The 26,212-nt window shown below is 45.5% G+C and carries 15 protein-coding genes and 3 rRNA genes; 7 read left to right on the top strand and 11 right to left on the bottom strand.

What is annotated here, in order from left to right; genetic code table 11:
- Positions 1 to 12: 12 nt before the first annotated feature.
- The 4 genes from cysT (at position 13) to MAR181_RS01625 (ending at position 3,759) form a co-directional block, all read left to right on the top strand.
- On the top strand, positions 13 to 870 hold the full coding sequence (cysT, locus tag MAR181_RS01640; protein WP_013794871.1) for a sulfate/thiosulfate ABC transporter permease CysT: 858 nt from the start codon (positions 13 to 15) through the stop codon (positions 868 to 870).
- Positions 871 to 881: 11 nt separating this feature from the next.
- Entirely contained in the window at positions 882 to 1,763 is an 882-nt protein-coding gene (gene cysW, locus MAR181_RS01635) for a sulfate ABC transporter permease subunit CysW (protein ID WP_013794870.1), read from the top strand.
- Entirely contained in the window at positions 1,760 to 2,848 is a 1,089-nt protein-coding gene (locus MAR181_RS01630; RefSeq protein WP_013794869.1) for a sulfate/molybdate ABC transporter ATP-binding protein, read from the top strand. The genes cysW and MAR181_RS01630 overlap by 4 nt, the downstream gene beginning before the upstream one ends.
- A 359-nt stretch (positions 2,849 to 3,207) precedes the next feature.
- Positions 3,208 to 3,759 carry a YgjV family protein gene (locus MAR181_RS01625; protein WP_083815580.1) on the top strand — a complete coding sequence of 184 codons (552 nt, stop codon included), beginning with the start codon at positions 3,208 to 3,210 and terminating at the stop codon, positions 3,757 to 3,759.
- Between the two features lie 31 nt (positions 3,760 to 3,790).
- On the opposite strand, the gene MAR181_RS01620 is transcribed toward MAR181_RS01625, so the two are convergent.
- On the bottom strand, positions 3,791 to 4,714 hold the full coding sequence (locus tag MAR181_RS01620; protein WP_013794867.1) for a histone deacetylase family protein: 924 nt from the start codon (positions 4,712 to 4,714) through the stop codon (positions 3,791 to 3,793).
- 291 nt (positions 4,715 to 5,005) lie between these two features.
- On the opposite strand from MAR181_RS01620, the gene MAR181_RS01615 reads away from it, so the two are divergent.
- Positions 5,006 to 7,378 (top strand): bifunctional acetate--CoA ligase family protein/GNAT family N-acetyltransferase, encoded by a 2,373-nt coding sequence (locus MAR181_RS01615; RefSeq protein WP_013794866.1) that lies wholly within the window; start codon positions 5,006 to 5,008, stop codon positions 7,376 to 7,378.
- Between the two features lie 248 nt (positions 7,379 to 7,626).
- Here MAR181_RS01615 and MAR181_RS18005 read toward each other — a convergent pair whose 3' ends face one another.
- The 5 genes from MAR181_RS18005 to MAR181_RS01590 all read right to left on the bottom strand — a co-directional run bounded on the left by MAR181_RS18005 (position 7,627) and on the right by MAR181_RS01590 (position 16,433).
- Positions 7,627 to 9,522, bottom strand: coding sequence for a methyl-accepting chemotaxis protein (locus MAR181_RS18005; protein ID WP_013794865.1), 1,896 nt, complete (start codon positions 9,520 to 9,522; stop codon positions 7,627 to 7,629).
- A 642-nt stretch (positions 9,523 to 10,164) separates the two neighbouring features.
- Positions 10,165 to 10,279, bottom strand: a 5S ribosomal RNA gene (gene rrf, locus MAR181_RS01605).
- A gap of 184 nt (positions 10,280 to 10,463) precedes the next feature.
- Positions 10,464 to 13,353: ribosomal RNA gene (locus MAR181_RS01600) — 23S ribosomal RNA — on the bottom strand.
- Between the two features lie 334 nt (positions 13,354 to 13,687).
- Positions 13,688 to 15,227: ribosomal RNA gene (locus MAR181_RS01595) — 16S ribosomal RNA — on the bottom strand.
- Together the 16S, 23S and 5S rRNA genes form the textbook arrangement of a ribosomal RNA operon.
- A gap of 339 nt (positions 15,228 to 15,566) precedes the next feature.
- Entirely contained in the window at positions 15,567 to 16,433 is an 867-nt protein-coding gene (locus MAR181_RS01590; RefSeq protein WP_013794864.1) for an urea carboxylase-associated family protein, read from the bottom strand.
- 105 nt (positions 16,434 to 16,538) lie between these two features.
- Here MAR181_RS01590 and MAR181_RS01585 point away from each other — a divergent pair, with 105 nt between their 5' ends.
- Positions 16,539 to 17,408 (top strand): LysR substrate-binding domain-containing protein, encoded by an 870-nt coding sequence (locus MAR181_RS01585; RefSeq protein ID WP_013794863.1) that lies wholly within the window; start codon positions 16,539 to 16,541, stop codon positions 17,406 to 17,408.
- Between the two features lie 67 nt (positions 17,409 to 17,475).
- Here MAR181_RS01585 and purL read toward each other — a convergent pair whose 3' ends face one another.
- The gene (gene purL / locus MAR181_RS01580) at positions 17,476 to 21,375 is read right to left on the bottom strand and encodes a phosphoribosylformylglycinamidine synthase (protein WP_013794862.1); all 3,900 of its coding nucleotides are present in this window, start codon (positions 21,373 to 21,375) and stop codon (positions 17,476 to 17,478) included.
- Positions 21,376 to 21,488: 113 nt separating this feature from the next.
- Positions 21,489 to 21,980, bottom strand: a complete 492-nt coding sequence (gene tadA / locus MAR181_RS01575) for a tRNA adenosine(34) deaminase TadA (RefSeq protein ID WP_041651519.1) — start codon at positions 21,978 to 21,980, stop codon at positions 21,489 to 21,491.
- Positions 21,981 to 22,073: 93 nt separating this feature from the next.
- Between tadA and MAR181_RS01570 the strand changes: the two genes are divergently transcribed.
- The gene (locus MAR181_RS01570; protein ID WP_013794860.1) at positions 22,074 to 22,490 is read left to right on the top strand and encodes a CBS domain-containing protein; all 417 of its coding nucleotides are present in this window, start codon (positions 22,074 to 22,076) and stop codon (positions 22,488 to 22,490) included.
- Here MAR181_RS01570 and MAR181_RS01565 read toward each other — a convergent pair.
- The 3 genes from MAR181_RS01565 to MAR181_RS01555 form a co-directional block, all read right to left on the bottom strand.
- Positions 22,487 to 22,747, bottom strand: coding sequence for a cold-shock protein (locus tag MAR181_RS01565; RefSeq protein WP_013794859.1), 261 nt, complete (start codon positions 22,745 to 22,747; stop codon positions 22,487 to 22,489). The two genes, MAR181_RS01570 and MAR181_RS01565, sit on opposite strands and share 4 nt — an antisense overlap.
- 72 nt (positions 22,748 to 22,819) lie before the next feature.
- Positions 22,820 to 25,603, bottom strand: coding sequence for a valine--tRNA ligase (locus MAR181_RS01560; RefSeq protein ID WP_013794858.1), 2,784 nt, complete (start codon positions 25,601 to 25,603; stop codon positions 22,820 to 22,822).
- Positions 25,604 to 25,732: 129 nt separating this feature from the next.
- Positions 25,733 to 26,077, bottom strand: a complete 345-nt coding sequence (locus MAR181_RS01555; protein ID WP_013794857.1) for a hypothetical protein — start codon at positions 26,075 to 26,077, stop codon at positions 25,733 to 25,735.
- Positions 26,078 to 26,212: the final 135 nt, after the last annotated feature.

Here is a 26,212-nt window from a genome sequence, read left to right as displayed (position 1 = left end):
ACAGGCAAGCCAATGGCAACACATTTAAACGTGGCGCAAGCCCGACCGAAACACAAACGAGTACTCCCTGGCTTAGGCTTAAGTCTGGGAACCTCTTTGCTGTTCATCAGTTTAATCATGCTGCTTCCTATGACGGGATTAATCATGCAATCCGTCGACATGGGGTGGGATGAATATTGGTACGTCATCACCAACGAGCGAGTGGTTGCCAGTTATAAGGTCACGCTTTGGGCCGCGTTTTTCGCGTCTATTTTCAACGGTCTTTTTGGCTTGTTATTAGCTTGGGTATTGGTACGTTACGAATTCCCAGGACGTCGTATTCTCGATGCCCTCGTGGACTTACCTTTTGCGTTACCGACCGCCGTAGCCGGTATTACTCTAGCAACACTGTACTCACAAAATGGCTGGTATGGTGACCTGTTGACAAGCCTTGGCATTAAAGTGGCTTACACCCCTGTCGGCATTATTCTCGCCATGGCATTTACCAGCATTCCGTTTGTTGTTCGTACTGTTCAACCAGTTCTAGAAGAACTCTCACCAGAAGAGGAAGAAGCTGGTATGACGCTTGGCGCATCGGATTGGGCGGTATTTCGACGAGTCATTTTTCCGGCATTATGGCCAGCCCTCATGACTGGAATTGCGTTATCCTTTACTCGTAGCCTAGGTGAATTTGGCGCGGTTATTTTCATCGCGGGCAATATGCCTTATGTGAGCGAAATTACCTCTTTGATGATCTTTGTTAGCTTACAGGAATTTGATTTTCCGGCGGCCAGTGCCATCGCGTCGGTGGTCTTGATGGCTTCCTTGATTTTATTGTTCGCCATTAACGTTTGGCAGGCACGTTATTTACGTCGCCTCCATGGTCGATAGGGAGTCGTACTATGTCTAATCAAACAGGACAGTCTCATCAATTAAGAGTTGGTGATCGCCCTCTTATCAAATACACGCTAATCGGCATCACCTTGCTGCTGACCATATTACTATTGGTCGTGCCGCTCATCAGTATCTTTCAGCAAGCATTGATTAAAGGCGTTGGCCATTATTTCGCCAGCCTGCTCGAAGGCGATACCTTGCATGCTATAGGGTTAACCCTATTTGTTGCCTTACTTACCGTCCCCATCAATCTAGTATTTGGTGTTATGTTAGCTTGGTCAGTGACACGCTTTGAATTTCCTGGGCGCAAACTATTAATGACCTTAATGGACATCCCCTTCGCAGTATCACCCGTTGTGGCAGGTTTACTGTACTTATTGTTGTATGGCAATAATGGCTGGATCGGTTCTTGGCTGTACGACCAAGACATTCAGTTGATGTTCGCTTGGCCTGGCATTGTCATGGTCACCGTCTTCGTTACTTGTCCGTTTGTTGCACGAGAACTCATTCCATTGATGCAACAACAGGGTCGAGAAGACGAAGAAGCCGCCGTCATTTTAGGCGCTTCTGGCTGGCAACTCTTCCGTCGCGTCACCTTACCGAATATAAAATGGGCGCTCATTTATGGTGTCATTCTAACCAATGCCCGTGCGGTGGGTGAATTTGGTGCTGTCTCTGTGGTGTCGGGTAATATTCGTGGTGAAACCAACACCTTACCACTGCATGTGCAACTGCAATATGAGGATTACCAAGCGGCCGCGGCGTTTGCCAGCGCTTCTTTATTAGCCTTGATTGCTTTGATCACGTTATTGTTTAAAGCTTACATTGAATGGCGCCAAGAAAAACTTATGCGACATGAATCAGACCAAGAAAAGCAGGTAGCAAAATGAGCATTCTGATTGAAAATATTTCCAAACACTTTGGCTCATTTCAGGCCTTATCGCCCTTGTCATTAGACATTAATGAAGGCGAAATGATTGGTCTACTGGGTCCATCCGGTTCTGGTAAAACCACCCTATTACGCATCATTGCAGGATTGGAAGGCGCAGATTCAGGTCGAATTCAGTTTGGTGACCGCGATGTCACCAATCTACATGTTCGTGACCGTCGTGTAGGGTTTGTGTTTCAGAACTATGCCCTGTTCCGTCATATGACTGTGGCCGATAATGTAGCCTTTGGCTTAGAAGTGTTACCCAAGTCAAAGCGTCCTGATGCCGCCACCATTCGTAAACGCGTCATGCATTTACTCGATATGGTTCAGCTTGGCCACCTAGCACAACGCTTCCCATCTCAATTATCTGGAGGTCAAAAGCAACGTATTGCTTTGGCCAGAGCATTGGCCACACAACCAGAGGTGCTGCTGTTAGATGAACCTTTTGGTGCCTTGGATGCCAAAGTGCGTAAAGAACTACGCCGCTGGCTACGTGGTTTACATGATGAGTTAGGATTTACTAGCGTGTTTGTTACCCACGATCAAGAAGAAGCCCTAGAGTTGTCGGATCGAGTCGTGGTGATGAGTAATGGTCATATTGAACAAATTGATCAACCAGGCGATCTATATGCCTCACCAAACAGCCGTTTTGTGTTTGATTTCTTAGGCAATGCTAACGTTTTTGATGCGCAATTTAACAACGAGAAATGGCAAAACGGTGTGGCCAGTCTTCAGTTACCAGATGAGGCACCACAAAAAGCAGGGCAAATATATCTACGCTCGCATGAATTCCATGTTTCTTCAGTCGCCACCGAATACGCTTCATTACCACTGAAAGTCATCGCCATAAACCTTATTGGCGCTGAAGTAAGATTGGAGCTTGACCCAATTGATTGGCACTGCGACAACATCTGGGAAGTGGATTTGCCTCACAAAGCCTTTGATAAGCATTGCTTTGAAAAAGGCCAAACTGTCTTTGTTACGCCAAAAGCAGGTTACTTCTTCGCCAATGGTCAGGAAACATCACAACCCGTATACTGGTAATGTTAAAGATGGTTTCACTCTAGGTCGTAATGCAAGCGGCTATTTTTGATATGGACAGATTGTTCATTCATTCTGAACCCTTTTGGAAGCAGGCAGAATATGACGTTTTTCCTTTCTGAGGTGCACCAATAACGCCTCAGAAAACCGACCTGCGTTAAGAGTAATTGAAAGGTATTAACCTTCCTGCTCACTCTTGCCCTGATAGACCATTTCTCTGATAAGACTGACGTTCAGCAGACTTATTGCACCTTCCCTAGGCGTCATCATTTCATAGAGTCTTCTTTATGTCGCTCTTAGTCATGATGACGACACTGATAATCCATATAATTTTTTGTATTTCATATAGCCTTAGAAAATATATGATTGAAAAAAGTGGTCATCAATATTTTATATATTTCCAGGGACGACATCATTTGGACAATTTTGTTTTATCTCAATGCCTATTAATTTTTACTATTTTTTTTGACTTAATATCCTTTCAATTCAAAAAAAGAAAAATCATAGTTTTTTGTTTTTTCCTAGCCGCTGCATTCAACGCCACTCATTTTTACCTTCTGGAACAGCCAACTGCGGCTTGGCTAATGTTTATGGGAAGCGTTCGATATTTTGTAAGTATCTTTTTTCCATCAAGAAAAGTAGCCATTCCTTTTTTGATCATACCAATTGCTGTGTTATTTTTAACCTTTACAGGCATCGCAAGTATTCTTGCTTGCTTAGGGTCAATGATTAAAACCTCTGCCGTTTTTTGCAAACATGATAAGAAACTAAGACAATTCATGATGGTTGGAACGGTTTTCTGGATTATTAATAATGCCATTGTTCACTCACCACTAGGCGTTCTCATGGAAGTGCTTTTTCTTACAAGTAATCTGATTGCATATTATCGATATTATATTAATCGTACTCTTTAAAAACGAACAACCCTTTATTGAAAGCACCATTTTATAAGTGCATCAAACTACGAATATGACAAAAGGCAGCACGTCCTAAGGCATCAATGTTATAGCCGCCTTCCAACACAGAAACAATACGACCATCACAATGGCGTTCTGCCGCATCACACAACTGTTCAGTGATCCAAGTGTAATCGGCTTCATCCAACCTTAATTGTCCCATTGGATCTTCTTTATGCGCATCAAAGCCTGCTGAGATCATGATCAACTGTGGTTTGAAGTCATTCAGTGCAGGCATTAATTGATCCATTATGACTTGCCGGAAAGCTGCGCTCCCTGATCCAGCCTCAAGAGGCATGTGCAGAATATTGTCATGGGACGCTCCAGGGTCACTGTAAGGGTAAAAAGGATGCTGATAGCTCGAAGCATAGAGCACCTTTTGATCTTGCTTGAAGATGTCCTCTGTACCATTACCATGATGGACGTCAAAGTCCACAATGGCGACTCGCTCTAAACCATATTGAGCGGTAGCGTACCTCGTCCCCACGGCAATGTTATTAAACACACAAAAGCCCATCGCTTTATCAAACTCAGCATGATGACCTGGCGGACGAACGGCACAAAACGCATTATCGACTTGTTGCGTCATCACCAAATCCACCGCTTTCACCACGGCGCCCGCTGCATACAAAGACGCCTCTAATGTATGTGGCATCATAATCGTCTCAGCTTCCAGTTCTACATGCCCTTCCTCAGGTGCACGAGCAAAAATCGAGTCCACATAATCTGGCTGATGAGCCGCCACTAACTGCTCTCGAGTAGCCATTGGCGCTTCTATATGGCGTAAGAAGTCCATCAACTGACCATTAATCAGACGATTCTGAATGGCACCCAGACGTTGTGGTGATTCTGGATGATCTGCGCCCATGTTGTGTTTATCACAATGAAAATGCGTTACGTAGGCCGTCGTCATGTGAATCCAAAATAAAATGATTATGTTTAAGATGATCTTGCGGTATATCAAGCCACATTACCGTCAAAACCGTCTACCCTACCATAGTCTACAATTCTTACTTTGAGTATGTATGCTATTGTTTAGGGAAGTTACGAACAAGTCCACTGACAACAGCAACGATTACTAGATTGCGAATGCCACACACATGTGGGAGTCAGCGTATACTTGTTTCGAATTAGACAGGCTCTCTTCTATTTCGAAGCAAGTTTCACCGACCAATATTGAACATTTAGGCAAGGAGACAACCCCGTGAGTCAACACGCATTGCAACCCCTTCTTGCTCCTAAATCCATGGCCATACTAACCGGAGACGACTCAGATAATGCACTATTGTTCGCATTATTAAACTCATTAGGCAAATCTCCAAAGTCCTGTCCCGTTTATTTAGTAGGTGTAAAACCGAGCCGGTCTTATGATTTCCCTCATTGCGCGTCTTTAGATGAACTAAATGCGCCCGTCGACCTTGCAGTATTGGTCGGCCTTTATCCTAATACCAGCATGCAAGACATTATCGCCGCCTGTGGTAAAGCCAATATTCATTCTCTACTAATGCTGTCTTGGACAGACACCTCAACAGACGAACTCACAGAGGCCCTTCGAGAGCATAATGTTCGTCTACTCGGACCCAACAGTTTTGGTGTATGTCGGCCCAAACAAGGAGTGTTTGCATGGCTAGGCTTAACCCAGCCTTTGACTGGCAAGCTTGCCCTTATGTCACAATCGGGTACAGTGGCCAGTGCTTTAGTGGACTGGGCTAGCTGGCAAGGCATTGGCTTCTCACAAGTCGTCGCCATGGGGTCCCCTGTTGATGTGATGCCATCACAGGTCTTGGACTACTTATCTCGGGATTTCGACAGCCAAGCCATCTTGATGTACCTTCAGAAAATAGGGCGTCCGACACGCTTTCTCAGTAGCTTAAGAGCAACAGGTCGAAGCAAGCCTGTTGCTGTGGTCGCCGAGCATGCTATTGGCGCAGATCAACGTGTCTTGGATGCGGCCCTTAGTCGTACCGGTGCCGTCCGTGGTAGACGTTTAAACGATCTGATTGCTGCCGCTTCGGTGATGACCAATGCAAGGCGAGTTAAAGAAGGCTCTCTACTCATCATAGGGAACGGCGCTGGTCCTGGAGAATTAGCGGCCCAGCGAGCCATGGAATTAGGCATTGATCTGCTGACACCAGAAGGGCCACTCCAGCAACAACTCGAGCAAACCATGGCGGGGCGTGGTGGCATTGGCACCGTCACCACCGTATGGGCCAGTAGCGCAACCGATCTGTTTATTAATCTCGCTGCAGATGCTCTCAATAATGAGGCCTGTGGGGCGGTATTGCTCACCTTGAGCCCAACCGCTTTGATCGACATTGATTCACTTTATGAGCTGATTACGCAACTGCATCGTCAACAGAAAAAGCTGGTCATGGTCTGTTTGCTTGGTGGTGGAGGCATGACAAAAATGCGAACGCGTATTAATGAAGCGGGCATTCCGACCTTTAGAACCCCCGAAACTGCGATCGAAGGCTTTCAATTTCTCGTCCAATTTCAACGCAACCAACTGTTGGCAAAACAAGCCGCCGACAGCCACGCTTTTCGTTTTCAAATAGACGTGAATCAAGCCAGTAAGCAACTCACAAAACTCCACAAACGACAGTCGTCAAGTTTGGGGTTAGACGATCTCAAAGACATCTTTGAACTATTTCATATTCGACTAACAACACGAAGACAGGCCCACCACCTGCTGGCTGCGCCTTTACACATACGGGTATTTCAAGATCCAGTATTTGGACCAGCCATTGGCTTAGCATTAGAAGGCGCGCAACAACACCAACAAGCCGAAGCCGTTGCCTTGCCTCCATTGAATACTTTGCTGGCAAAAGACCTAATACAAAGAGCCTTACCAAATGAGACGTCTTATGAATTGGAAGGCTTGTTACGCAACCTGTCTACCCTTGTCTGTGAGCTGCCTGAGATTGACCATTTAGACCTAGCGGACGTTCGTATTCATGATAGTGGCAGTCTGTATGCCGATGTCAGTGCCAGTTTGAAAGACAGCAAACATTTAAGACGTTATGAACACCTTGCCATCCAACCCTACCCTAGACAATGGGTCAGCGAATTGTCACTTAAAAATGGCGAACAGGCGATCGTTCGTCCAGTATTACCAAGAGACTCAGGCATCATAGCGGACTTTGTTCGCAATATGTCACATGAAACCCGCTACTTCCGTTTTATCTCAAACATTGAAGAACTTACGCCTCGCATGCTGTCTACCATGTCGCACATAGATTACGACAGAGAAATGGCCCTACTTGCCGTCATTAACCGAGAAGACACGGACTTACTGATTGGAACCGCTCGTTATATTGATAACTTTGACGATCAGAGTTGTGAATTCGCTGTGGTCTTAGGAGATGAATTCCAAGGACTAGGCTTAGCCTCCTACCTGATGAGACAACTGTTTTTAGTCGCATATGACAAGGGGTTAAAAATCATGAAAGGCATCGTGTTGGCGGAAAACAAACGCATGATTCAATTCTGTAAACACCTAGGCTTTCAAATTCAAAGAGACCCGGATGACATCAGCCAAGTTATTGCTACCATCAAGCTCACGAAAAGACTCAAATAACGCAAATTAAAAATGCGAATGAACAATACTCTTACCCTTGGCGATAAACGAAAGAAAGAGGCCATAGCCTCTTTCTTTAAAATGCAATTAAGTCCTAGGGAAGGTACGAATAAGTCTTCTGAACGTCAGTCTTATCAGAGAAACGGTCTATCAAGGCAAGAGTGAGCAGGAAGGTTAATACCTTTCAATCACTCTTAACACAGAGAAGCCGTTGCCGTATCCAGTGAACTTGTTCGTACCTTCCCTAGCTAGACTTTAAAAAAGCTAACCAACTGCCCCATCGATTTAGTCTGCACAGACAACGCATCAATCTGACCTTTTATAGCTCCCAAGTGGTTACTATTACCATCCGATAGCCCTTTAATTTTAATAATATTTCTATCCACTTCTTCCGCCACAAGCGATTGTTCTTGTGCGCCAACCGCGACCTGATTATTGGTCTCCACAATGGCTCTGATTGAATTCACTATTTGATTGAGCGAATCGCTCGATTCTGTGGTTAAGGAAACCACCAATTCACCTTTTTCATTGGAAGATACCATCTCGCGCACAACGCTCTCGGCACCCTGTTGAATAGATTCTATGATGGTATTAATTTCACTGATCGAATCTTGTGTTTTCTGTGCTAGTGTACGAACTTCATCCGCCACAACAGCAAAACCCCGTCCCTGCTCTCCTGCTCGCGCAGCTTCAATAGCGGCATTCAAAGCTAAAAGATTGGTTTGATCTGCAATACCGCGAATAACCACCAAAATACCTTCTATATTTGCACTATTGCTACTCAGATCATCCACTACTGACGTCGCATGCTTAAGTGTATTAGATAACTCTGACATGGCCCCTTCTGTTTGAGCGACGACTTTTTGTGAGACGGCAACGCCTTTCTCCGCTTCAAGACTGGTACTTGATGCCCCCTGAGCATTCTGTGTAATTTGCACGGCGGCGGCAGCTAATTCATTAACCGCTGTGGCAACCAACTCCGTCTCCTGTTGCTGTTGTTGTACTGACACCACCGTATTATCTACAGACAGGGAAATCTGATGACTGGATTGCTCAAGCTCACGGGTCACAAGAATGATTTGATCCATCACCTTACGTAGCGAAACCACAATTTCACACAATGCTCTATTCAATTGACTGAATTCATCATGTCCTAAGTCATCAAGGGTATGAGATAAGTCTCCCTTTGCAATGCCCTCGGCAAAATCAATAGAGTTTTTTAGAGAGCGCATAATGCTCTGAGTTAACCATCGCCCTAACAGCAAACAAATAATAAAGGCCGCAACAATCAGTCCTATGGTCACCTTATTAACAAACTCAGTATGCTGCTTAGCGACTAGCACCTCAGCATCAACCAGGACAGAAGTATCATTAGAAGCGGTATAGGCCGCAGCGATCATTGTCACCTTATTTTTTTCCAGCAAGGCGTTATGTTTGACTACATGTTCAAAAGCCTCTCGATAAGCGGCAATATCCTTGTCCAATCGATTAAACAAAATCTCGTTTTGAGTTTTATAGATTAATTCAAAATTATCTTTTTCTTTATAAAGACCTGCTATTGATTGCTCAATAAGACCTTTTAGCTCGTCCGTTTTCTTTTCACTATAACGCCAAAAATACACATCAGCAGCATTAAAATGATTACCTAACCTATCCAGACTAATGAGCGTTTTTTGATCGACAGAAGAGGCAGAGTTATTTTTAATTAAATCATCTTTTATTTCTTTAATAATGATTCTTATGTCAGCGGCCTCTTGAAGGAGCACATCTAGTTTTACCGACAATTCATTATTTATTTCTGCATATTCATTAAATAAATCCAAAAAATCACTGATATTTTTCTTAATTTCACCAACACGCTCAATGGAACTTTCGAGAGACATACTGGAGCTAGCATCATCAAGATGTTGAAAAGCATTTCGAGCATTATCAGACACTTCATTGATAAGCTCTGAATCGTTTAAAATAATATAATCCGCTTGTGCAAGCCGAGACCGATAAAAGGCTTCATCAGCAAAAATAACATTGAGAAGTATTTCACTTTGATCAGACTGTGAACGCAACGGATAAAAACCTAAAACCAATGTGATACATAGAATCGCAGAAAAAATGACAAATAACTTTTGTTTTAAATTTAATTTCACAGTACTTCCTTAAATAAATACCCATCGAATTAGAAACTTGCATACCATACACTTAAAAAATAGAAGAGAATGCAAACCACGCAAAAACCGCACAAAAGTCGCACAAAAGCTGCATAAAAATTACACAAAGCTACATTGTTCACGAAAAACTATAATAAGCGGAAAAAAACTGAAGAATGTGAAAAAAAAACTGAAGAATGTGGAGGAAAACTATATTTTCCTTACACAAACAATACAGGCAAAAATGATATTTTTATTAAAAATTAATAATTGACTTCAAATTTTTTTGAATTAAATTCAGAAGTTCTCACTCTTTTTATTTATCTTAAGTTGTTCGAATCCTAAACATTTTCTAACACTAAAATGAATTCCTACCACCTCATAGTGAATCCTAGATATCAGTAATAAGTGTCACGCGCTTAACAATACTTCAATTGGAGAAAGATAATTCTGCAATTTTTTAGTCCTAAAATTGAATAGTATTTGCGATTTCCCGCTCGATGAGCTGACCTATGGCAAATCCCTTAAGATAAAGACCATTTGTATATAGAGCTTCTGAGGATGTGATGTGGCAATGACTGACTTTTCTCCAGACGTAAAAAAGCCCTGACAGGATAACCTATCAGGGCTTCTTAATTTAAAGCTTGACGACGACCTACTCTCACATGGGATCCCCCACACTACCATCGGCGATGGCGCTTTTCACTTCTGAGTTCGGGATGGGATCAGGTGGTTCAACGCCTCTATGATCGTCAAGCAATTCGGTTTGCGTATCGTTCCGGTTCGAGCTCTTCTACTCTGCAACCAAAACACGCGAATACGTTGCTTGGATCTTTAACAATTCATTTTGAAATAACGTGGATCAAGTGTTAAACCGGATCGTAATCTATGTGCCTGTTAATGAATCGCTCCATTATACAGTAAAACCACTTTGGTGTTATATGGTCAAGCCTCACGAGCAATTAGTATTGGTTAGCTCAATGCCTCACAGCACTTACACACCCAACCTATCAACGTCGTAGTCTTCAACGGCTCTTTAGGGAACTTATGTTCCAGTGAGATCTTATCTTGAGGGAGGCTTCCCGCTTAGATGCTTTCAGCGGTTATCCCGTCCGAACGTAGCTACCCGGCAATGCCACTGGCGTGACAACCGGAACACCAGAGGTTCGTCCACTCCGGTCCTCTCGTACTAGGAGCAGCTCCTCTCAAATCTCAAACGTCCACGGCAGATAGGGACCGAACTGTCTCACGACGTTCTAAACCCAGCTCGCGTACCACTTTAAATGGCGAACAGCCATACCCTTGGGACCGGCTTCAGCCCCAGGATGTGATGAGCCGACATCGAGGTGCCAAACACCGCCGTCGATGTGAACTCTTGGGCGGTATCAGCCTGTTATCCCCGGAGTACCTTTTATCCGTTGAGCGATGGCCCTTCCATACAGAACCACCGGATCACTAAGACCTACTTTCGTACCTGCTCGACGTGTCTGTCTCGCAGTTAAGCGTGCTTTTGCCTTTACACTCTATGCATGATTTCCGACCATGCTGAGCACACCTTCGTGCTCCTCCGTTACTCTTTGGGAGGAGACCGCCCCAGTCAAACTACCCACCACACAGTGTCCTCGATCCCGATAAGGGACCTGAGTTAGAACCTCAAACGTACCAGGGTGGTATTTCAAGATTGGCTCCAATAGAACTGGCGTCCTATCTTCAAAGCCTCCCACCTATCCTACACAAGTAGGTTCAAAGTTCACTGTGAAGCTATAGTAAAGGTTCACGGGGTCTTTCCGTCTAGCCGCGGATACACAGCATCTTCACTGCGATTTCAATTTCACTGAGTCTCGGGTGGAGACAGTGTGGCCATCGTTACGCCATTCGTGCAGGTCGGAACTTACCCGACAAGGAATTTCGCTACCTTAGGACCGTTATAGTTACGGCCGCCGTTTACTTGGGCTTCGATCAAGAGCTTCGCTTACGCTAACCCCATCAATTAACCTTCAAGCACCGGGCAGGCGTCACACCCTATACGTCCACTTTCGTGTTTGCAGAGTGCTGTGTTTTTAATAAACAGTCGCAGCCACCTGGTATCTTCGACCGACTAGTGCTTACGGAGCAAGTCCTTCACACCGGCCGGCGTACCTTCTCCCGAAGTTACGGTACCATTTTGCCTAGTTCCTTCACCCGAGTTCTCTCAAGCGCCTTGGTATTCTCTACCTGACCACCTGTGTCGGTTTGGGGTACGGTTCCTGTATATCTGAAGCTTAGAAGTTTTTCCTGGAAGCAGGGCATCAACCACTTCGTCCAAAAGAGGACTCGTCATCAATTCTCAGCCTTAAAGGGTTCCGGATTTACCTAAAACCCCAGCCTACAACCTTAAACGCGGACAACCATCGCCGCGCTGGCCTAGCCTTCTCCGTCTCTCCATCGCAATATACACGAGTACAGGAATATTAACCTGTTTCCCATCGACTACGCATTTCTGCCTCGCCTTAGGGGCCGACTCACCCTGCCCTGATTAACATGGGACAGGAAACCTTGGTCTTCCGGCGGGGGAGTTTTTCACTCCCCTTATCGTTACTCATGTCAACATTCGCACTTCTGATACCTCCAGGATGCCTTACAGCTTTCCCTTCAACGGCCTACAGAACGCTCCTCTACCATCCAAGATAAATCTTGAATCCGTAGCTTCGGTGTACAGTTTGAGCCCCGTTATATCTTCCGCGCAGGCCGACTCGACTAGTGAGCTATTACGCTTTCTTTAAAGGATGGCTGCTTCTAAGCCAACCTCCTAGCTGTCTGAGCCTTCCCACATCGTTTCCCACTTAACTGTAACTTTGGGACCTTAGCTGACGGTCTGGGTTGTTTCCCTTTCCACGACGGACGTTAGCACCCGCCGTGTGTCTCCCGCGCTCATACTCATTGGTATTCGGAGTTTGCATGGGGTTGGTAAGTCGGGATGACCCCCTAGCCCAAACAGTGCTCTACCCCCAATGGCAATACGCGAGGCGCTACCTAAATAGCTTTCGAGGAGAACCAGCTATCTCCGAGCTTGATTAGCCTTTCACTCCTATCCACAAGTCATCCCCGGACTTTTCAACGTACGTGGGTTCGGTCCTCCAGTTAGTGTTACCCAACCTTCAACCTGCTCATGGATAGATCGCCCGGTTTCGGGTCTATTCCCAGCAACTAAACGCCCTATTAAGACTCGGTTTCCCTACGGCTCCACTATTCGCTTAACCTTGCTACTGAAAATAAGTCGTTGACCCATTATACAAAAGGTACGCAGTCACCGAATAAATCGGCTCCCACTGCTTGTACGTACACGGTTTCAGGATCTATTTCACTCCCCTCACAGGGGTTCTTTTCGCCTTTCCCTCACGGTACTGGTTCACTATCGGTCAGTCAGGAGTATTTAGCCTTGGAGGATGGTCCCCCCATATTCAGACAGGATAACACGTGTCCCGTCCTACTCGTTTTCATTAAAATGGCGTTTTCGTATACGGGGCTATCACCCTCTACGGCGACCCTTTCCAGAGTCTTCTACTAACACCAAATCAACTTAAGGGCTAATCCCCTTTCGCTCGCCGCTACTTAGGGAATCTCGGTTGATTTCTTTTCCTCCGGGTACTTAGATGTTTCAGTTCCCCGGGTTCGCCTCCACACAGCTATGTATTCACTGTGGGATACTCTACAAGTAGAGTGGGTTTCCCCATTCGGACATCTCGGGATCAAAGTCTGTTTATCGACTCCCCCGAGCTTTTCGCAGATTACCACGTCCTTCATCGCCTCTGACTGCCAAGGCATCCACCGTGCACGCTTGGTCACTTGACCATATAACCCAAAATAGTTTCCACTCAGAAGAGTGTCATATTAAGAATCACATACCAAAGAAGCTTTTGTCTCTTCTCTGGATTTACGATAATAGAAAGTCACTAGGTTAAAGTGCTTTCCACCGGTTTAACGCTTGATTCATCGTTATTTCAAAATTCGAATTGTTAAAGAGCAAGTTTAGTGCAAAGCACTAAGTCAGAAACTAACCAACACAATGTGTTGTGATTAGTGTCTTGCTTAACACTTTGTCTAAAACGCTTTTAAGATAGGTTGCTATGAGAACTCATAGCCATCAGATAATTTGTGTGAACGCTCACCAGTGCTTCATATCGTTTAAGGAGGTGATCCAGCCCCAGGTTCCCCTAGGGCTACCTTGTTACGACTTCACCCCAGTCATTGACCACTCCGTGGTAACCGCCATCCCCGAAAGGTTAAGCTAGCTACTTCTGGAGCAATCAACTCCCATGGTGTGACGGGCGGTGTGTACAAGGCCCGGGAACGTATTCACCGTGGCATTCTGATCCACGATTACTAGCGATTCCGACTTCATGGAGTCGAGTTGCAGACTCCAATCCGGACTACGACGTACTTTATGGGATTTGCACACTCTCGCAAGTTAGCTGCCCTTTGTATACGCCATTGTAGCACGTGTGTAGCCCTACTCGTAAGGGCCATGATGACTTGACGTCGTCCCCACCTTCCTCCGGTTTGTCACCGGCAGTCTCCTTAAAGTTCCCACCCGAAGTGCTGGCAAGTAAGGATAAGGGTTGCGCTCGTTACGGGACTTAACCCAACATTTCACAACACGAGCTGACGACAGCCATGCAGCACCTGTCTCAGAGTTCCCGAAGGCACCAAAGCATCTCTGCTAAGTTCTCTGGATGTCAAGAGTAGGTAAGGTTCTTCGCGTTGCTTCGAATTAAACCACATGCTCCACCGCTTGTGCGGGCCCCCGTCAATTCATTTGAGTTTTAACCTTGCGGCCGTACTCCCCAGGCGGTCTACTTATTGCGTTAGCTGCGCCACTAAGTCATTACAACCCAACGGCTAGTAGACATCGTTTACGGCGTGGACTACCAGGGTATCTAATCCTGTTTGCTCCCCACGCTTTCGCACCTCAGTGTCAGTATCAGTCCAGGGTGTCGCCTTCGCCACTGATGTTCCTTCCTATATCTACGCATTTCACCGCTACACAGGAAATTCCACACCCCTCTACCGTACTCTAGCCTGCCAGTATCCGGTGCCATTCCAAGGTTGAGCCCTGGGATTTCACATCAGACTTAACAAACCACCTACGCGCGCTTTACGCCCAGTAATTCCGATTAACGCTTGCACCCTCTGTATTACCGCGGCTGCTGGCACAGAGTTAGCCGGTGCTTCTTCTGGAGCTAACGTCAAAGTAATTTGGTATTAACAAACTACCCTTCCTCACTCCTGAAAGTGCTTTACAACCCTAAGGCCTTCTTCACACACGCGGCATGGCTGGATCAGGCTTGCGCCCATTGTCCAATATTCCCCACTGCTGCCTCCCGTAGGAGTCTGGGCCGTGTCTCAGTCCCAGTGTGACTGGTCATCCTCTCAGACCAGTTAGAGATCGTCGCCTTGGTAGGCCTTTACCCCACCAACTAGCTAATCTCACGCAGGCTCATCTAATAGCGGAAGGTCCGAAGATCCCCTCCTTTCCCCAAAAGGGCGTATGCGGTATTAGCATGCGTTTCCACATGTTGTCCCCCTCTACTAGGCAGATTCCTACGCGTTACTCACCCGTCCGCCGCTCGACGCCTGATAGCAAGCTATCATCGTTTCCGCTCGACTTGCATGTGTTAAGCCTGCCGCCAGCGTTCAATCTGAGCCATGATCAAACTCTTCAGTTAAAAAGTTTGCTTACTCAAAATTCGAAACACTAACAATTACTTAATAAAGCGAATTGACGTGTTTGACTCTCGTAAGACTTCAATTTTTTTTGAAGCCCTAGCGAGCGCCCACACAAATTATCTGATTATCTATTTTAAAGAGCGTTGCCGTGCCACTTAAGCTGCTTACCTCTACTAGAGAGTGAAGCCCTGTCCGTGTCAGCGAGGGCGTATATTAAGGATCTACAGATTTTTAGCAAGCCCTTTTTTAGCTTTATTTTAATTAATGTAAAAAAAACGTCACATACACTTTTTTTGCAATATATACAGGCATTTTTGTATAAAAAACAAACAGCAAGACTAACTTTGCGCCTTTTTGATTAGATTCCAATCCGTGCTTGGCGATTGCATTCCATGACCACCTTTATAATTTGGGCTTTTAGGACTTTGCCATGTCGACAAAGCACTTTCTTCTAATTGATAGATTTCAACTTCCAAAGGATGACATGTGGATAATGGATCTTTCGCATCCGGCCCCCAAAGATCGACCGACAAGTCCCCTCCTGGACAACAAGATAATGCACATAACAAATCTATCTCGGCAAAGAACTCTAGATAGTCACCTTTTTTCGCAGGACAGGCTTTCATAAAGTATTGGTCGTCTTCATTCAGACCAGTACATTGGAATATGTTCAAAACATCATGCACATCAAATTCGGTTAAACCAAATGGCACAACCGCCCTCACTAAATTTGAATGACAATGAAAATCAAAGTCTTCTCCTGTTAAGAGATGATTAACATAAGGATCGCAACGAGTTCCCAATAGATCGTGCACTCGTCCACCATCTTTGTCTTCACCGTATTCCGCCAAAGAATCATCAATTATGGTTACCATTGGACGTAAAAATGGCAAGGTTGACCAAATCCTATCGTGCGTACTGACATGGGCACTTTGTAGTTGTCGTGTTCTGGACGCCCACATTTTCTCCCTCGGGTCATGCAAGTTCCACATATTGAAATCTCCAACTTGCGGTCCCTCAGGTACCAATACCCGAAATATGTGACCAGCCGGCACTTTCCAAGCCTTTCCAGAGCGCAATGGTATGTGCACTTTTTCAACCAAGGTACGCTTGGCCTTGCCTTCTTTTAAAGCATCATAAAAATCGGTATCAATCGTGAGTTTTGAATCAGGACCTTTGCGATAAGCCGCTTCCACTTTTGCCATGATGATCTCCAAATACGATAAGTGAGTAACCTAAGCTTAGGAAAAGCAGATACATTAATAAATTGATATTATTTCTAAATACATGACAATTATTAAAGTGATTATATGAGCCTTCCCTACACTTCGCTCCACACCTTTCATTTGGTCGTACGTTTTGGCAGCCTAAAGCAAACTGCTGACCATTTAAGTTTGACTGAATCCGCAGTTAGCCATCAGATTAAACGATTAGAGTCACAGCTGGGTTACGCCTTGTTTTATAAAAATGGCCGCCAATTAAAAGCGACTCCCAGAGGCTTGGCTCTCGCTGAACAACTAGCCCAACCTTTTGACCACATTGATCACACTCTATTAAATGAAACACCAAACCATCAGCAACGGCTGACACTATATTGCTTACCATCTTTGTTAGAGCCTTGGTTATTGCCACTAATACTGACGTTCAAAGAAGCTCACCCAGAGCTGGATTTAATCATTCGTTATCACTCTTCAGCACCTGAATATTTAGACGAGAATAGCCTACGCATCAGCAGTTTTCTCCCAAATCATAGCAGTCAGTACAAGATCGTCTCCTTGTTTACAGGCCAAACGATTCCAGTCTGTAGCCCTCTTTATTTGAACCACTCCAATCCAATAGACAGCCCAACCTCTTTGCTCAAAGTAAACTTGTTGCACGACCATTCCGAACACAGTTGGCAGACGTGGTTTTCTCAGTTTGATCTCACACTCTCCTCTGATCGAAAGCTGATCTATGAAGATTTCCATTTATTAAAAATGGCCACACTTGCAGGCCAAGGGGTCGCACTTTGCCCTAGTGCTTTGATTCAAGATGAGTTGGCAGCAGGCCGTTTGATTGCCCTATTTCCACAAGAAGGGAACAAAGACCGTTATTACGGGCTGGAATACAGCTCTTACGCTCAACCCAACCTGCAACAACTCATCCATTATTTACAACAAAACACGAATCACCAGTCATAAAAAAAGCCCTCTAACCAATTGCTTAGAGGGCCTTCTTAACACTTTTATAATTTGCTAACCGACTACATTAGCCTAACCATTTACGGCCGTTTTGGAACAAGCGCAACCAAGGCGCTTGTTCTTCCCAATCACTTGGGTGCCAGCTATGCTGAACCGTACGATACACACGCTCTGGGTGCGGCATCATAATGGTGACTCGACCATCTTCCGTTGTTAGGCCCGTTATACCTTGAGCCGATCCATTCGGGTTGAACGGATAACGTTCCGTCGCTTGACCATAGTTATCAACATAACGTAGCGCAATTTGCGACGCACTTTCTAGTGCCGTCAAATGCTGCTCACTACGATATTCCGTTTGACCTTCACCATGTGCTACGGCGATTGGCAAACGAGAACCTTCCATACCAGCCAACAAAATCGAATTTGTCTTTTGAACTTCAACTTGCACCAAACGCGCTTCAAATTGCGACGATTGATTTCGAACAAACTTCGGCCAATTTTGTGCTCCCGGAATCAGTTCATGTAAGTTAGACAACATCTGACAACCATTACACACCCCTAAACTAAAGGTATCTTGGCGGTTGAAAAACGCCTCAAACTGGTCTCGCGCACGAGCATTAAACAGAATGGATTTCGCCCACCCCTCACCCGCACCTAAAACATCACCGTAAGAGAATCCACCGCAGGCAACCAAACCATGGAATTCCGCCAAATCAATTCGACCTGACAAAATATCACTCATATGAACATCGACAGGGGTAAAACCTGACTTATGAAATGCAGCAGCCATTTCAACTTGACCGTTAACACCCTGTTCACGGAGAACCGCCATGCGAGGTTTAACACCGCTTGCAATAAAAGGGGCGGCCAAATCTTCATTATGATCAAAAGCTACCTTAGTAGATAAGCCCGGATCTTGCGCATCTAATAAGTTATCAAATTCCTGCTGTGCCGATTCTGGATTATCGCGCATCGCCTGAATACGGTAACTGGTCTCTGACCAAACTCGCTGCCAATTTACACGAGTTTCCTCTAACAGTGTTTCACCCGCTAAACGCACACGAATTTGATCATCGCCCGATAAGGTAGCAATTGAGGCAACAGCAACGCCTGCTTTCGCATAGGCAGCAATAACACCCTCAACATCAGCTTGATTAACCTGAACCACCGCACCCAGCTCTTCATTAAATAAGGCTGGCGCAACTTGAGAAGCCGAAGACACCATCGCATCAAGGTCAATATTCAAACCTAAATGGCTAGCAAATGACATTTCTGTTAGCGTAGCAAAAGCACCACCATCAGAGCGGTCATGGTAGGCCAACAGTTTACCTTCCGCGTTTAATGCTTGAGTGGTATCAAAGAAACCAGCCAAAGCAGCCGCATCATCAACATCTGGCACTTGCTTACCTAACTTATTGTAAACCTGAGCAATCACGGATCCACCTAGACGGTTCTTACCCGCACCCAAGTCGATCAATAAAAGCTGAGTATCGGCTTTATTTTGTAATTCTGGCGTTAAGGTTTTACGAGCATCGACAACCGGTGCAAATGCCGAAATCACCAAAGACAATGGTGACGTGACGGCTTTTTCTTGCTCGCCTTCTTTCCAAACTGTCTTCATCGACATGGAATCTTTACCCACTGGAATCGCGATATCCAGTGCAGGACACAGTTCCATACCAACCGCTTTAACCGTTTGATAAAGTTTCTCGTCTTCCCCTTCATGACCTGCAGCAGCCATCCAGTTTGCTGACAGCTTAATCTGGTTACGCTGAGTAATCTGAGCCGCCGCTAAGTTAGTCAAGGCCTCACCAACGGCCATACGACCAGAAGCCGGCGCATCTAATAGCGCAACAGGAGTACGCTCTCCCATGGTCATGGCTTCGCCCGTATAGCTATCTAGAGAAGACGTGGTCACGGCCACATCCGCTACCGGCACTTGCCAAGGGCCGACCATTTGATCGCGCGCAACCATACCAGTAATCGTACGATCCCCAATGGTAATCAGGAAGTTTTTGCTCGCCACCGTCGGCAAACTCAATACTCGCTGAGCCGCATCGGCCAAATCCAACTTGTCTGCGGCGAAATCATCACCAGCAATCACCGCTTTGGTGGCTTCACGATGCATCTTCGGCGGCTTACCGAATAGGACTGACATGGGAAGATCCACAGGCTTGTTATCAAAGTGCCCATCGGCCACTTGCAAGTGCATCTCTTCTTTCGCTTCCCCTACAATGGCAAACGGGCAACGCTCACGCTCACAAATCGCACTAAACTCATCCACTCGATCAGCCGAGACGGCCATAACATAACGTTCTTGCGACTCGTTACACCAAATTTCAAGTGGCGACATACCAGGCTCATCGTTTAACACTTTACGTAAATCGAAGTTACCACCACGATCACCGTCTTTGACCAACTCTGGCAAGGCATTCGACAAACCACCTGCGCCCACATCGTGGATAAAGCTAATTGGGTTTTTATCCCCTAATTGCCAGCAACGGTCGATCACTTCCTGACAACGACGTTCCATTTCAGGGTTTCCACGCTGCACGGAAGCAAAATCAAGGTCTTCGTTGCCATCAGACGAGGCCATAGATGAGGCTGCACCGCCCCCCAGACCGATCAACATTGCCGGTCCACCAAGCACAATAAGCTTAGCGCCGACTTTAATCTCATCTTTTTCAACGTGTTCACGACGAATGTTACCAAGACCACCGGCCAACATAATCGGCTTGTGATAACCACGCACTTCTTCTTGTGACGCGCCCTGAATTTTTTGTTCGTAAGTTCGGAAATAGCCCAGTAGATTTGGACGTCCGAATTCATTGTTAAATGCCGCACCACCAATTGGACCTTCGATCATAATGTCCAATGGCGTCACAATACGGGCAGGTTTGCCGTAATGGCTTTCCCATGGCTGTTCGTACCCTGGGATTTTAAGGTCGGATACTGTGTAACCACTCAGCCCAGCTTTGGGTTTTGAACCAATTCCAGTCGCACCTTCGTCACGAATTTCGCCGCCAGAACCGGTCGCCGCACCGGAAAAAGGCGATATCGCCGTTGGGTGATTATGGGTTTCCACCTTCATCAAAATATCGATGTTTTCTTGACTGAAGTCGTATTCACGAGACTCAGAAGACGGGAAGAAACGGCCAGCATGATGACCTTCCATCACTGCTGCATTGTCTTTATAAGCAGACAAGGTGCCATGAGGATTGTGCTCATGGGTGTTTTTGATCATCTTAAACAAAGAGCGTTCTTGCTCTTCGCCATCAATGGTCCAAGACGCATTGAAAATTTTATGACGACAATGCTCTGAGTTCGCTTGAGCAAACATCATTAATTCAACGTCGATGGGGTTACGTCCTAACTCGACAAAAGACTCAACCAAATAATCAATTTCATCGTCAGCCAGTGCTAAGCCTAAACTTTGGTTTGCCTCAACCAAAGCGGCACGACCACCAGCTAATATATCAACACTGGTCATTGGAGCCGGTTCTGCATGTGAGAACATTTGCGCAGCGTCACTCAATGCCGGGAGCACGCTTTCTGTCATACGGTCATGCAACATAGCGGATAACAAGTCTAACTCTTCTAACGTCAGAGGCTTGCTACTGTGAATAAAATATTCAACACCACGCTCTACACGAGTCACCGCAGCCAAACCACAGTTATGAAGAATGTCCGTTGCTTTAGAAGACCAAGGAGAAATTGTGCCCAAGCGAGGGACAACTAATACGCTCTGATCAGACGATTGAATGTCTGCCGACTTAGGGCCGTATGCAAGCGCTCGTTGCAAAACAACATTTTGTTCAGCCGTAAGAGACTGATCATCAGCCAGTTCAACAAAATGAATAAACTGAGCGTCAACATCAGTAACAGACGGGACAGATGCAGTCATATTCGCTAATAACTTTGCCTTACGAAACGCTGATAGCGCTGCGGAACCATGCAGGGTTAGCATGTTGGTTATTGCCTCATTTGTAGTTTTGGGGGAAATGGTGCGGGTATTTTAAATCAATGAGGTAAATAGAGGCCAGCAGAGTCTGACTTTTCTGCAAGAAATGAACAAATTAATTATGAAATGGGAGGATTAGCCTGCTCTTTTAGCTTTTTCTTTTGGGCTCGGCGGTACTGGAAAAAACGCGTCAGCTGTTCAGACGCCACTTCGGCCAGCACACCACCTTGCGACACAACAGAGTGATTCAGATAAGGCGCATCAAAAAACTGACCCTGACTTTCAACAATACCACTTTTTGGTTCCGTTGCAGCATACACAACTCGTGCAATACGAGCATGAATTATCGCTCCCGCACACATAGAACAAGGCTCAAGCGTGACATAAAGCGTGGCCTCGGGAAGACGATAATTACCCACTCGTTGACAAGCATCACGAATCGCTTGAATCTCAGCATGAGCCGTCGGATCGCATTTCGAAATAGGCGAATTATAACCTTCTCCGATCACTTCGCCATGTTGCACAATAATGGCACCAACTGGAATTTCACTTTCGCTTGCGGCTTTTTCGGCTTGCTTAATGGCCAAGGCCATCCAGTCTTCTTCTGTCATCATTGATCCACCTCAATTGGGGCACATTGCGTTTTATGCATTCTTCACCCAAACTCAATGCAAATCTATAAGTTGTACAAGGAGATAACAAGAATGCAAACCGTCGCAGATTTAATGGTTACCAAGCTAATTACATTAAGAGAAAATGACTCTTTGGCGACTGCCAAAACCATTATGCAGGAAAGAAACATTCGCAACATTCCCATCATCAATGACGAGAATGAATGCGTGGGTATGTTAACTCAGAGAGAGTATTTGCGTCATGCTTTCCATCTTGTCAGCCAATTTGGCACTCAACTATTATCCAAGAAAGAACAACAAACCCCCATTGCCAACGCCATGAACAAAGACATTTTGACCATCAGCCCTGAGATGCCACTCGACACGGCGGCCGAGTTTTTCATTGACAATAAATATGGCTGTTTGCCGGTGTTAGAAGACAACAAACTGGTGGGCATTTTGACCCCAGTCGATTTTGTCAAACTGGCTCATCAAATGCTCAACAGCTAATGACCCACAGCCTGTTCATTGATGTCTTTATGAGCAGGCTGAGTCACGCTATTTTCCACCTGCACATCCATTGCCTGCAGACCAAAGTCTGTTTTCGTTAAGACAAAACTCACACTCTGCCCTTTCTTGAGGGTTTTATGTCCGGTGCAAGAAATGGATTTATAATGTACAAACACATCGGTATCCGCTTCTCGTTTAATAAAGCCGATGCCCTTTGCATCATTAAACCACTTAACATTTCCCGTCAGTCGCTGCATTTTGATCGCCTCTTTTTTTATTTTTATTAAAGTAAGCGCGAAGTCAGGACCTGTGCCCTGACTTCTAATTTTTTACAATGATTCTATGCTGGCTTTTTGATCTTCTAACTTACTCACTGCCAACTTAAGGTCATCACATTTCGCTCTTTCTTTTGCCACTACCGCTTCTGGTGCTTTTGCCACAAAACTCTCGTTCGACAACTTGCCTTCGATGCGCTGTAGATCTTTCGTCGATTTATCGATTTCTTTTTGCAAACGAGCCAGCTCGGCGTCTTTATCAATCAGACCCGCCATCGGTACCAAGACTTCCATATCACCCACCAAAGCAGTGGCAGACATAGGCGCTTCGTCTCCAGCGGTCAACCAAGTGACGGTTTCCAACTTAGCCAGTTTTTGTAAGAAAGTCAGGTTGGCTTCTAAACGTATTTTATCTTGCTCCGAACCATTACGGAACAACACAGACAATGGCTTAGAAGGCGCAATGTCCATTTCACCACGAATATTACGCACCCCTAGAATGACACCTTTAAGCCACTCTACATCCGCTTCTGCTTGCGCATCTTTTTTAGCATCTTCAGCCTCTGGATACTGCGCTAGCATAATGGTGTCACCTTCAACACCAGCCAATGGCGCAATGCGCTGCCAGATTTCTTCAGTTAAGAATGGCATCATAGGGTGCGCTAAACGCAAAAAGCTTTCCAATACACGAACCAGAGTACGACGTGTCCCGGTTAGTTGCGCTGCTGTGGCATTCTCATCCCACAACACAGGCTTAGACAATTCCAAATACCAATCGCAGTATTCGTGCCACATAAATTCATACAATGCTTGTGCCGCTAAATCATAGCGATGCGTTTCAAAAGCACGATTCACCGCCTCTTCCGCATGCTGCAAGCGCGAAATAATCCATTTATCAGCAAGCGACAACTCAACCTCAGCGCCATTTTGCCCACAATCTTGTTCTTCTGTGTTCATCAACACATAACGCGTCGCGTTCCAGATTTTGTTACAAAAATTGCGGTAACCTTCTAGACGGTTTAGATCGAACTTAATATCACGACCACCCGATGCCAAAGAGCATAAGGTGAAACGCAAGGCGTCTGTACCGTAAGCTTGAATGCCTTCTGGGTAAGTTTCGCGAGTGTTTTTCTCTACTTTTTCGGCCAGGCGCGGCTGCATCATGCCGTAAGTACGTTTCGCCACCAGCGCATCAATATCAATACCATTAATCAAATCCAATGGATCAATGACATTGCCTTTTGACTTGGACATTTTATCGCCGCGTTCATCACGGATCAGGCCAGTAATATAAACGGTTTTGAAAGGCACTTTATTTGTGAACTTCAAGGTCATCATGATCATTCTGGCCACCCAGAAGAAAATAATATCGAAGCCCGTTACCAAAACATCAGATTCACTGAAATCCATGAAATCTTGCGTTTCTTCAGGCCAACCCTGTGTCGCAAAGGTCCATAAAGCGGAAGAGAACCAAGTGTCTAGAACATCTTCGTCTTGCGTTAATTCAAGGCCGGCTGCCAAACCGTATTTAGCACGCACACTGGCTTCGTCTTTGCCAACATAAACCTTACCATCGGCATCGTACCAAGCTGGGATTTGGTGACCCCACCATAACTGACGAGAGATACACCAATCTTGTAGGTCTCGCATCCAAGCAAAGTAGGTATTTTCCCACTGCTTAGGCACAAACTGAATATCACCATTTTCAACCGCTTCAATGGCAGGTTTGGCAAGGCTTTCCACCGCCACATACCATTGTTGAGTCAAATATGGTTCGATAATGGTGTTACCACGTTCACCACGTGGCACCTTCAATTTGTGATCGGCGATTTTTTCTAATAAACCAAGTGCTTCAAAATCTGCCACAACGGCTTTACGAGCATCAAAACGATCCATGCCACGGTATTTTTCCGGTGCATTGTCATTAATCGCCGCATCATCATTAAAGATATTGATTAGCGGCATGTCATGACGTTTACCCACTTCATAGTCGTTGAAGTCATGAGCTGGCGTAATTTTCACACACCCAGTACCAAATTCTTTATCCACGTATTCATCAGCAACGATCGGAATGCGACGCCCAACCAAGGGTAATTCAACGTCTTTCCCCACCAAGGAAGCAAAACGCTCATCATCAGGGGCCACCGCCACCGCCGTATCACCAAACATGGTTTCAGGACGTGTAGTCGCAACAACAATATGGTCTTTACCGTCGGATGTTTTGACACCATCTGCCAGCGGGTAACGGAAATACCACATGAAACCATTTTCTTCTTCCGAAATAACCTCTAGGTCGGAGATCGCGGTATGTAATACAGGATCCCAGTTAACCAAACGCTGACCACGATAAATAATGTCTTCGTCGAACAAGCGTACAAAGACGTCTTGAACGGCAGCCGACATACCTGGGTCCATGGTAAAGCGCTCTTTGTCCCAAGCAACAGAATCACCAAGAACTCTCATTTGATCAGAAATAGTACCGCCGGATTGACCTTTCCACTCCCAGACCTTGTCTAGAAATTTCGCACGACCCAAGTCATGACGAGTGACATTTTGTGCTGCTAATTGACGCTCAACCACCATCTGAGTGGCGATACCAGCATGGTCACAACCTGGTTGCCATAATGTACGACTGCCTTTCATACGCTCACGACGAATCATGGCATCCATCAAGCTATGCTGGAAAGCATGCCCCATGTGAAGACTACCGGTGACGTTTGGCGGTGGAATCATGATCGAAAAAGGAGTGCCGTTGCCTTGAGGTGAAAAATAGCCACTCTCTTCCCAACGTTTATAAATAGGCTGTTCGATACTTTGAGGTTGGTAAGTTTTTTCCATTATGGTGTCTTAAAGCTCTTTGTAATGTCGCGGTCAAAATTAATGGGATGGAATTATACCCTGTCATAGCCAGATAAAGAACTATAGGGTAGATTTTCAGTGAATATCGTACAAAAACAGCGTGCTAGCTTAGTTTTTGTGTTTTGATCCAGTGACCTGCATGACCTGAATCACTTCGGCCACCAACTCAGGCAAGCGCTTTTCCAATACCGACGCAATGGCATATTCTAACGCTTCTGGTGATGTAGGATAGGCCACCGCAACATCATCAACGGAAGATTTGGCCTGCGCAGCAATGTCCTCAACGGAATGCACGAAATGTTCTTCCTGGCTCACCCCATCTTCTTCTGAATCTGGATCCGTCACAACATCCATTAAAATGGGAATGTCGTCCTGGTTGCGTAGCGCAGAAATTAACGCCTCTTCATCCGGTTCATGAATCTCTTCGTTTTGATTCGTCGCTAGATCTGACATATAAAACCAATCATTGAAATACTAAATGAAATTGTTTGTGGCAAGGTCAAACTGACCTCTTATTCCGTCCACTGTCGCATTGAAGACCTCAAAAGTCTAGTCTGTCAAACACACAAACAGTCGATAAAAATGGTA

The sequence above is a fragment of the Marinomonas posidonica IVIA-Po-181 genome, from assembly GCF_000214215.1.
Taxonomy (GTDB): domain Bacteria; phylum Pseudomonadota; class Gammaproteobacteria; order Pseudomonadales; family Marinomonadaceae; genus Marinomonas; species Marinomonas posidonica.
This window is presented reverse-complemented; position numbering and strand designations above follow the sequence as displayed.